This window comes from Candidatus Pelagibacter communis (assembly GCF_001179925.1).
Classification (GTDB): domain Bacteria; phylum Pseudomonadota; class Alphaproteobacteria; order Pelagibacterales; family Pelagibacteraceae; genus Pelagibacter; species Pelagibacter ubique_E.
This window is the reverse complement of record NZ_CVSF01000006.1, coordinates 20166-29063: the sequence shown is the minus strand read 5'-3', so window position 1 is coordinate 29063 and position 8898 is coordinate 20166. Positions and strand designations below refer to the sequence as shown.

Below are 8898 nucleotides of genomic sequence, written 5' to 3'. Positions count from 1 at the left end.
ATAGGTTTGACATGACCTTGATAGGTTTCGTAAAAGAGGATAGTTTTAACATTTACACAAATAACCAAAAAGTTATTATAAATTAGAATTGCGGGAATTTTAGTGTCAAAAAATATTAGTAATTTATCTGGTAGAATTGGTTTAAAGGATAACCTTTTTAAAAAGATGTCAGAAAATGTTCTTAATGACTCTCCTAAAGATATCAAAGAAATTGCCAAAGAATATAATTTAGGTGTTTCAACGATTCATGGAGCAGAGAGTTTTTATGAGTTTTTAAGACCATCTCACAGAGAAAAAAAAGCTTTTGTTTGTAATGGAAGTGCTTGCATGTGTGCTGGAACTCAAGAAAAACTGAAAGAAACCTTAAAATCGAAACTTGGAAATGACAAGGTAGGAGAAATGTTTTGTTTAGGTCACTGCTATGAAAATCATGCATTCCATTATGATGGTGAAAACTACGCTGGAAAAGATATAGAAAAAATTGATCAAATTTTAAAAGGAGAAGATATTAAACAAGAAAAATTCTTTTCAAAAAGTTATGCAACAACTAGCTTTTTGATGGATGATAAACTTTCGTCAACAGATCAATTTAAAGAACAATTAAAAAAATTTTTAAAAACAGATAAAAAAGAAATTATTAAATCTTTATTAGACTCAAACCTTACAGGAAGAGGTGGTGCAGGTTTTCCAACAGGAATGAAATGGGATTTTTGTAGTAAAGCCAAAGGTGATAAAAAATATGTAATTTGCAATGCTGATGAAGGTGACTCAGGTGCATTTTCAGATAGATACCTTTTAGAGGATCAGCCATTAAAAGTTATTTTTGGAATGGTAATATGCGGTCTGGTTATTGGAAGTGATGAAGGAGTTTTATATATTAGAGGTGAATATCCAAAATCCATTGAAGCAATAAATGGATGTATCAATGAACTTAAAAAATTAAACTTGCTAGGTGATAATATTTTAGGCACTGACTTTTCTTTTGACCTTGGAATTTGTATTGGTCAAGGAGCTTACATTTGTGGAGAAGAAACTGCTTTAATTGCATCTATTGAAGGAAGACGTGCTGAAGTAGATGTTCGACCTCCTTTCCCAGTTACAGAGGGACTTTATAAAAAACCAACTGTAGTTAACAATGTTGAAACTTTAGCAGCGGCAACTGGTATTTTAATTAATGGTGCAGAAAAATTTTCTTCAATTGGAAATAAAAAATCTGCTGGAACAAAATTAGTTTGTTTAGATAGTTTTTTTAATAATCCAGGCGTTTATGAAATTGATATGGGAACGCCAATGAAAAAAATATTTAATGAAATAGGAGGTGGTTATAAAGAACCAGTTAAAGCGTTTCAAATTGGTGGACCTTTAGGTGGTGTAGTTCCAATAAATGAAATTGATAATCTAAATTTAGATTTTCAAGAATTTAGCTCTAAGGGTTTTATGTTAGGTCATGCAAGCGTTGTAAGTATTCCCAAAGATTTTCCGATGACAGATTATATTCATCATTTATTTGAATTCTCTGCTGAAGAGTCATGTGGAAAATGTTTTCCTGGAAGATTGGGTTCTTACAGAGGTAAGGAAATGTTTGATCAACTTAAGAAAAAGACAGCTAAAATTCCGCTTAAATTATTAAATGAATTATTAGTAACCATGCAAAAAGGCTGTTTATGTGCTCTTTGTGGGGCAATACCTACTCCCATTATGAACATCTTAAAGTATTTTGGTGATGAAATTAAAAGTGATATGGTAAAAGATAATTAATGAGTTCTGAAAAAAGAAAAATTGCATATATAGATGGCAAGCCTTATGAAATAGGTGCAAATCATACATCTATTTTAAAATTTGTTAAAAGTTATGTTGGAGAAAAAAAGGTTCCAACTCTTTGTGATGATCCAAATTTAGCACCTTATGGGGCATGTAGAGTTTGTTCTGTTGAAGTAGCATTGGAAAAAGATGGCCCAACAAAAATAGTTGCATCATGCCATACTCCAGTGGCTGAAAATCAACATATTTTCACTTCGAATCAAAACCTTCAAGATTTAAGAAAAAACATTGTAGAACTAGTGTTAACTGACCACCCAATGGAGTGTAATACATGTGAGGTAAATAATAATTGTGAACTTCAAACTGTAGCAAATGATTTAGGAATTTCAGACCATAGATATAATAGTCCAAAACAACACAAAGGTATTCCAAAGGATACATCTCATGATTATATGAGAATGAATTTAGATAACTGTATTAATTGTGGAAGATGTGTAAGAGCATGTGATGAAATTCAAGGTTCATTTGTTCTTACAATGTCAGGAAGAGGATTTGAGTCTAGAATTACAACTGATAATGACATGATGTTTGGAGACTCATCTTGTGTTTCATGCGGTGCATGTGCTCATACATGTCCAACTGATGCAATTTCTGATGTATTTCAATCAAAATCAGCAGCTGTAGACAAAAAGGTAAGAACTACATGCTCTTATTGTGGCGTTGGTTGTAATTTAGAAGCATCAATTAAAAATGATAAAGTTGTGGCAATTGATACTCCAAAACAAACAGAAGTTAATGCTGGACATACATGTATTAAAGGAAGATATGCATTTGGTTTTTATGATCATCCTGACAGACTTAAAACTCCATTAATCAAGCGAAATGAAAAATTTGAGGAAGCAACTTGGGATGAAGCATATGATTTTATAAAAAAAGAGATGCAAAGAATTACAAAGGATCATGGACCTGATGCTTTTGCTGGTATTTCTTCTGCAAGATGTACTAATGAAGAAAATTATATTTTTCAAAAAATGATAAGAGCAGCTGTGGGTACTAACAGCGTTGACTGTTGCGCAAGAATTTGTCACTCCCCTACTGCATGGGGAATGCAACAAACATTTGGCACAGGTGCTGCAACTAACTCAACTGAAGATATTTATCATGCAGATCTATTTTTGGTTATAGGTGCAAATCCTACTAATGCGCACCCAGTTACTGGTGCAAAAATTAAACAACAAGTAATGAAAGGAAAAAAACTTATAGTTTTAGATCCTGTTACGACTGACCTAGCAAAACTTGCTGACTATCACATCAAATTAAGACCTGGAACTAATGTGGCTGTACTTAATATGATGTTACATTTTATAATTAAATCAAAATTGTATAATACTGATTTTGTAAGAGATAGAACAGAAGGGTTTGATAATTTTCTTAAAGAAATTGAAAGACAAGATGTTGACCAATTAGCAAAAGTTGCTGGAGTAGACAAACAACTTGTTAAAGAAGCTGCTATTGCATATGCAACTGCAAAAAATTCAATGGAGTTTCACGGTCTAGGAGTTACAGAGCATGAACAAGGTTCAAAAACAGTTATGTTAATTGCTGACCTTGCGATGATTACAGGAAACATTGGAAGAAAAGGTGTAGGAGTAAATCCTCTTAGAGGACAAAATAATGTTCAGGGTGCAGCAGACATGGGGTGTCAGCCTCATCAAGGTGCAGGATACTTTGAAGTTTCGGATGAAAAAAATCAAAAATTTTATACTGAAAAATATGGTGTAACACATCCAACAAAACCTGGTTTAAAAATCCCTCAAATGTTTGAGGCAGCAATTAATAAAGATCTGAAAGGATTGTGGATTATTGGTGAGGATATAGTTCAAACAGATCCTAATAGTGCTCATGTAGTTGAAGCTATGAACTCTTTAGAGCTCTTAGTAGTTCAAGAAATATTTATGAGTGAAACAGCAAAATTAGCTACTGTAGTTCTACCTGGAACTACTTTTTTAGAAAAAGATGGAACTTTCACTAATACTGAAAGAAGAGTGCAAAGAGTAAACCGAGCAGTTCCTCCTCTCCCTGGAACAAAGCCAGATGGAGTTATAGTAACGGATATGATGCAGAAACTTGGATTTGATCAACCTACTTATGATGCAGATCAAGTATTAGCAGAAATTGCTGATATCGTTCCATTCTTTAAAGGAATTACTAGAGAAAGATTAGGAAAAATGGGCTTGCAGTGGCCTGTAAAAGAAGATGGAACAGATACTAAAATATTACACACCGAAGAATTCAAACTAGGAAAAGGTAGATTAAAAAACTTTGATTGGAAAGAATCATCTGAAATTGAGGCTAATCATAAAGAATATCCTCTAATATTAACAACAAGTAGAGTTTTACAACACTATAATGCTGCCACCATGACTAGAAGAACAAATAATATTAATATTGTTGATGAAGATGTACTTTTAATTCATCCTAAAGATGCAGCAAATAGAGACTTAAATACAGGTGATATTGGAAGATTATATTCAGGTAGAGGTGAAGTTGCGTTAAAAGTAGAAGTTACTGATAAAGTAAAAGAAGGTATAGTTTTCACAACATTTCATTTCCCTGAACACATGGTTAACATGGTGACTGGACATGGAAAAGATGAAGAAACAATGTGTGCTGAATACAAAGTTTCCTCTGTACAAGTTCAAAAAATTTCGAACCAATTTAAAACTGAAATACAACCAAAAGAAAATCAAGCTGAAGTAAGCTAATTAAAATGACCATAGGATGGTATTTTAACAATACCTATTCAAAACTATCTGAAACTTTTAAAGAAAATATAAAACCTGTTCCTGTAACAAATCCTGATTTAGTAATACTTAATAAAACTTTAGCCTCTGAATTAGATCTAGATTTTTCTAAAATTAATAAAGAGGAACTTTCAAAAATTTTTTCAGGAAATTTATTACCACCTGGAAGTAATTCTATTGCACAAGCCTATGCTGGACATCAGTTTGGCCATTTTACAATGCTTGGAGATGGTAGAGCAGTATTAATTGGAGAACATACAACTAGATCAAATAAAAAATATGATATTCAATTTAAAGGCTCAGGAAAAACTGCATTTTCTAGGAATGGTGATGGACGTGCTGCCTTAGGTCCAATGTTAAGAGAATACATAATTAGTGAAGCCATGCATGCGTTAAGAATACCTTCAACACGAAGCTTAGCTGTAGCAAAAACTGGAGAAAATATTCAAAGAGAAAAACTTTTGCAAGGAGCTATACTTACTCGAATTGCATCTAGCCATATTAGAGTTGGTACATTTCAGTATATAGCAGCAAGACAAAAAGAGGATGAATTAATGACTTTGTTAGATTATACGATTGATAGACATTACCCAGAAATTAAGGACTCAAATAATAAACCTTTAGACTTAATCAACCTTTTAATAGAAAGGCAATGTAATTTAGTAGTGAACTGGATGAGAGTTGGTTTCATACATGGTGTAATGAATACTGACAATATGGCTATCTCAGGAGAAACCATTGATTACGGACCTTGTGCATTTATGGATACTTATGATCCAAAAACTGTATTTAGTTCAATTGATCAAACAGGCAGATATGCTTATTGCAATCAACCTGTCATTACAAAATGGAATTTAGCCAGATTTGCTGAATGTTTAATTCCTTTAATTAATAAAGATCAAGAAAAAGCTATTAAAATTGCCACTGAATCAATTAATTCTTTTGAAAAAATATATGAAGAAAAATGGATGAACATGATGAGAGATAAATTGGGATTATTTGGTTTAGATGATAAAGATAAATTTTTAATTTTAGATCTTTTAACTTGGATGCATGAGAAAAAGGCAGATTATACAAATACATTTTGTCATTTGATGAATATCGATCTAAAAAAAGTTGAATTATATAATGATAAAGATTTTATAAACTGGAAAAAAAGATGGGAAGATAGATTATTAAAAAATAATGGTACTTTAGAGAAATCTATTGAATTAATGAGAAATAATAATCCATTATTTATTCCAAGAAACCATAAAGTTGAAGAAGCTTTAGAGGCTGCGGAGCAGAATGATTTGAAACCATTCAATAAAATTTTAGAAGTTTTAGAAAAACCCTACGATAAACAAGAAGAAAAAGAAGATTATCAATACCCTTCTATATCAGATGAAAAATATCAAACTTTTTGTGGAACTTAATTATAAAACGTAAGGTTCTGTTCTAGCTTCTTTTCCTAAAACCCTTTCAACTGACATATTTGATATATCAATTGATTGGTATGCCCCAGTAGTAATTAATTCTGTAAGTGCTCTTCCTATTCCTGGAGCTTGCATTAATCCTCTACCTGTAAACCCAGTAGCTAAATAAACATTATCAAATTTAGGATGTTTACCAACAACAGCATTATTATCTAATCTATTACAATCATAATAACCAGCCCATCCTCCAGTCAATTTAAGTTCCTCCATTGCAGGTATTCTTTTTGCTAATGCAGGCCAAACAAGTTCTTCAAAATCATCCCATGCAGGTTCGAGATCTTTAGCATCAAAGACTGATTTTGGAGATCCTGCTAAATATTCTTTTCCCTCAGGTCTCCAATAAACTCCAGTGGTTAAATCTCCTGTTAATGGCATTTCAGGAATATGCTTGGGACACTTTACTCTAAATACCGTATGCTTTTGGGGTTCTACCGGAATATCCTCCAATAATTCTTTTGTCCAACATCCAGCTGCAGAAATAATAGTTTTAGCTTTTATTTCAGAAAGTGATTTTACATCACCTTTGATAAACTCAGCACCAAGTTCTGTTGCTTTACTTTTTAAAGCGCTATGAAACATAAAAGGATCTATCCAACCTTCACTTTGATTGTCTGTAAATGTTGCAGTTTCAATTCCCTCATTATTAATATATGGAAAATATTTTGTTAATTCTGAGCCTTTGATATTTTTTGTTCCGGCGTCACAAGCTTTATGATTTTCTAAAGCCTTATACTGTTCTTCAGCATGTTCAGGTCCAAACATTAAAAGGTAACCATTTGTTACCATACTAGCAGTTGGATTAGGGTTTTTTTCAGTTTTAAGTAATTCAGGAATTTGAAAAATAAACTCTCTGGCAAATTTACCTAACAAAATATTTTCTGTTTGAAAAAACTGTCTTCTAAAACCTCCAAGTGAAAGTGGAAATGATGCATTTTTATAAGTTGGGTCTCTTTCAATTACTTTTACTTTTCTACCTTCTTTAGATAAAAAATAAGCTGTTGCAGCGCCAATTATACCTCCACCAACTATTACAACATCATCCATTTAATTTAGCATTAATAGGTTAAAATTCAGAAATAGTGCATAGCAACACCAAAGTAAATAGGGAATCATTAAATAATAACTTACAAAATTGACACGTTTAAACCTTATAATAAGAACAATAATTAATATGATTAAAATTATTAATACAACCAATGCTAAAAAAATTTGATGTAAGCCAAAAAAAACAATACTCCAAGTTGTATTAAAGATTATATGAATAAAATAAATATAAATTGTATTTATATCTCTATTTTTTGTATGCCAAAAAAACCAAATAGCTAATGTCATCATTAAATACAAAGTTGTCCATACAGGTGCAAAAATCCAATCTGGTGGGTTATAATTTGATTTAATAAGTTCTGAATACCAGGGTTCTTTAAGGTTAATTGATACTAAACCCCCAATAAATGACGCAGAAAAAGTAATTACAAAAAAAAGTATAAATGATAAAAATTTATTTTTTAACATATAAATAATATACATCTTTATATAATGAATAAAAAAACTATTTGGATAACTGGTGGAAGCACTGGAATAGGTAAAGCTTTGGCTATAAAATTTGCTAACGAGGGTTGGAATGTGGCAATTTCAGCAAGACGTGAAAATCTACTTAAGGAAATTTCTGATAATAATGATAACATTCATGGATTTCCTTTAGATGTAACAGATAAGTCAAAATGCAGAGAGGTTTTTGAGCAAATTAAGAATAGATTTCAAAATATTGATATTTGTTTTTTTTCAACAGGAACATGGAATCCAAAAAAAGAAAAGGATATTGATGTTGAACAAATTGAAGATGTATTTAAGGTAAATTTTTTTGGAACATTAAATAGTATTAAAGCTGTAGAAGAATATTTCAAAAATAAAAAAGAAGGTATTATTACTATTGTATCATCTATAGCTGGATACAGAGGATTACCAAATTCTACCGGTTATGGACCTTCAAAATCTGCTTTAAATAATTTAGCAGAAAGTTTATATTTCGATTTTAAAAGATCAAATGTACGTGTCTGCTTAGTATCACCTGGATTTATAAAAACACCAATGACTGATAAAAATGATTTTAAAATGCCATTTTTAAAAACTACAGAATATGCAGCTGAAAAAATTTATGATGGATTAATTAACAAGAATGTATTTGAAATTCATTTTCCAAAATCATTAACACTTATACTTAAAATTCTCAGCTTCTTGCCAAGTAAAATATATTTTGGTTTAGTTGGTAAAATGACAAAATATCAAAAAAAAAATTAATCTTTAACAAACACCACAGTAAGTTCGGCGACTTTGATACCAAACTTTGTCATAGTTGCTCTGTTTATCGCGACACGATCATCTTGCTTGAATATCCAGTCGTCAAAGGTGATTTTCATTTCTTTTCCTTTTACAGGCACTAAAAGAACATATTCAAATTTGAATGCTGATCCGTATGAATATCCTTTAGCTTTTCCCACAACATCTCCTGCGGTGCCTTCGTAATTATTCTCATCTATTTTTGTGATCGTCCATTCTCTGTCTTGAATTTCACCATCATCCCAATTAAATTTTTCTTTGAGAATTAATTGTTTGCCATCCCAGGTTCCATCTAAATCAGCGGAAAATTGTCTGGTAACTTTGCCAGATCTATTTTGTAAAACTCCCCAAGCTTTCACATTTCCTGATAAATACTCTTCAATTACTAATCTTGGTTTTTTATCTTTAAAATCTTCAGGTTTCATGGCGCTATTATTTGAGCAACTTGTAATTAAGAATAACAAAATTATCAATAAAATTGACTTAGTTGATTTAAAATAACTCATTAATATCTCCTTAAT

7 protein-coding genes are annotated in these 8898 nt (G+C 31.3%); 4 read left to right on the top strand and 3 right to left on the bottom strand.

Annotation, left to right across the window (positions count from 1 at the left end):
• The first annotated feature begins 102 nt into the window (after positions 1-102).
• Genes AMN70_RS00550 through AMN70_RS00540 form a run of 3 tightly spaced genes read left to right on the top strand, consistent with a single transcriptional unit; the run spans position 103 to position 5980 of the window.
• On the top strand, positions 103-1758 hold the full coding sequence (locus tag AMN70_RS00550) for an NADH-ubiquinone oxidoreductase-F iron-sulfur binding region domain-containing protein (RefSeq protein WP_075501027.1): 1656 nt from the start codon (positions 103-105) through the stop codon (positions 1756-1758).
• A complete protein-coding gene (gene fdhF / locus AMN70_RS00545; RefSeq protein WP_075501025.1) occupies positions 1758-4526 on the top strand; it encodes a formate dehydrogenase subunit alpha in 2769 nt (922 codons plus the stop codon). The genes AMN70_RS00550 and fdhF overlap by 1 nt, the downstream gene beginning before the upstream one ends.
• Positions 4527-4531: 5 nt before the next feature.
• The gene (locus AMN70_RS00540; protein ID WP_075501023.1) at positions 4532-5980 is read left to right on the top strand and encodes a protein adenylyltransferase SelO; all 1449 of its coding nucleotides are present in this window, start codon (positions 4532-4534) and stop codon (positions 5978-5980) included.
• Here AMN70_RS00540 and AMN70_RS00535 read toward each other — a convergent pair whose 3' ends face one another.
• Complete coding sequence (locus tag AMN70_RS00535; protein ID WP_075501021.1) at positions 5981-7084, bottom strand: NAD(P)/FAD-dependent oxidoreductase; 1104 nt, start codon at positions 7082-7084, stop codon at positions 5981-5983.
• Complete coding sequence (locus AMN70_RS00530; RefSeq protein WP_075501019.1) at positions 7085-7552, bottom strand: TspO/MBR family protein; 468 nt, start codon at positions 7550-7552, stop codon at positions 7085-7087.
• Positions 7553-7576: 24 nt separating this feature from the next.
• Between AMN70_RS00530 and AMN70_RS00525 the strand changes: the two genes are divergently transcribed.
• The gene (locus tag AMN70_RS00525; RefSeq protein ID WP_179850360.1) at positions 7577-8338 is read left to right on the top strand and encodes an SDR family NAD(P)-dependent oxidoreductase; all 762 of its coding nucleotides are present in this window, start codon (positions 7577-7579) and stop codon (positions 8336-8338) included.
• Here AMN70_RS00525 and AMN70_RS00520 read toward each other — a convergent pair.
• Positions 8335-8883 (bottom strand): DUF3833 domain-containing protein, encoded by a 549-nt coding sequence (locus AMN70_RS00520; RefSeq protein ID WP_075501015.1) that lies wholly within the window; start codon positions 8881-8883, stop codon positions 8335-8337. The genes AMN70_RS00525 and AMN70_RS00520 overlap by 4 nt on opposite strands.
• Between the last annotated feature and the right edge of the window lie 15 nt (positions 8884-8898).

What these genes read in the sequence shown, in the direction of transcription:
- fdhF (WP_075501025.1), top strand. Translation starts at nt 1,758, where the DNA reads ATGAGTTCTGAAAAAAGAAAAATTGCATATATAGATGGCAAGCCTTAT.
- AMN70_RS00540 (WP_075501023.1), top strand. Translation starts at nt 4,532, where the DNA reads ATGACCATAGGATGGTATTTTAACAATACCTATTCAAAACTATCTGAA.
- AMN70_RS00535 (WP_075501021.1), bottom strand. Translation starts at nt 7,084, where the DNA reads ATGGATGATGTTGTAATAGTTGGTGGAGGTATAATTGGCGCTGCAACA.
- AMN70_RS00530 (WP_075501019.1), bottom strand. Translation starts at nt 7,552, where the DNA reads ATGTTAAAAAATAAATTTTTATCATTTATACTTTTTTTTGTAATTACT.
- AMN70_RS00525 (WP_179850360.1), top strand. Translation starts at nt 7,577, where the DNA reads ATGAATAAAAAAACTATTTGGATAACTGGTGGAAGCACTGGAATAGGT.
- AMN70_RS00520 (WP_075501015.1), bottom strand. Translation starts at nt 8,883, where the DNA reads ATGAGTTATTTTAAATCAACTAAGTCAATTTTATTGATAATTTTGTTA.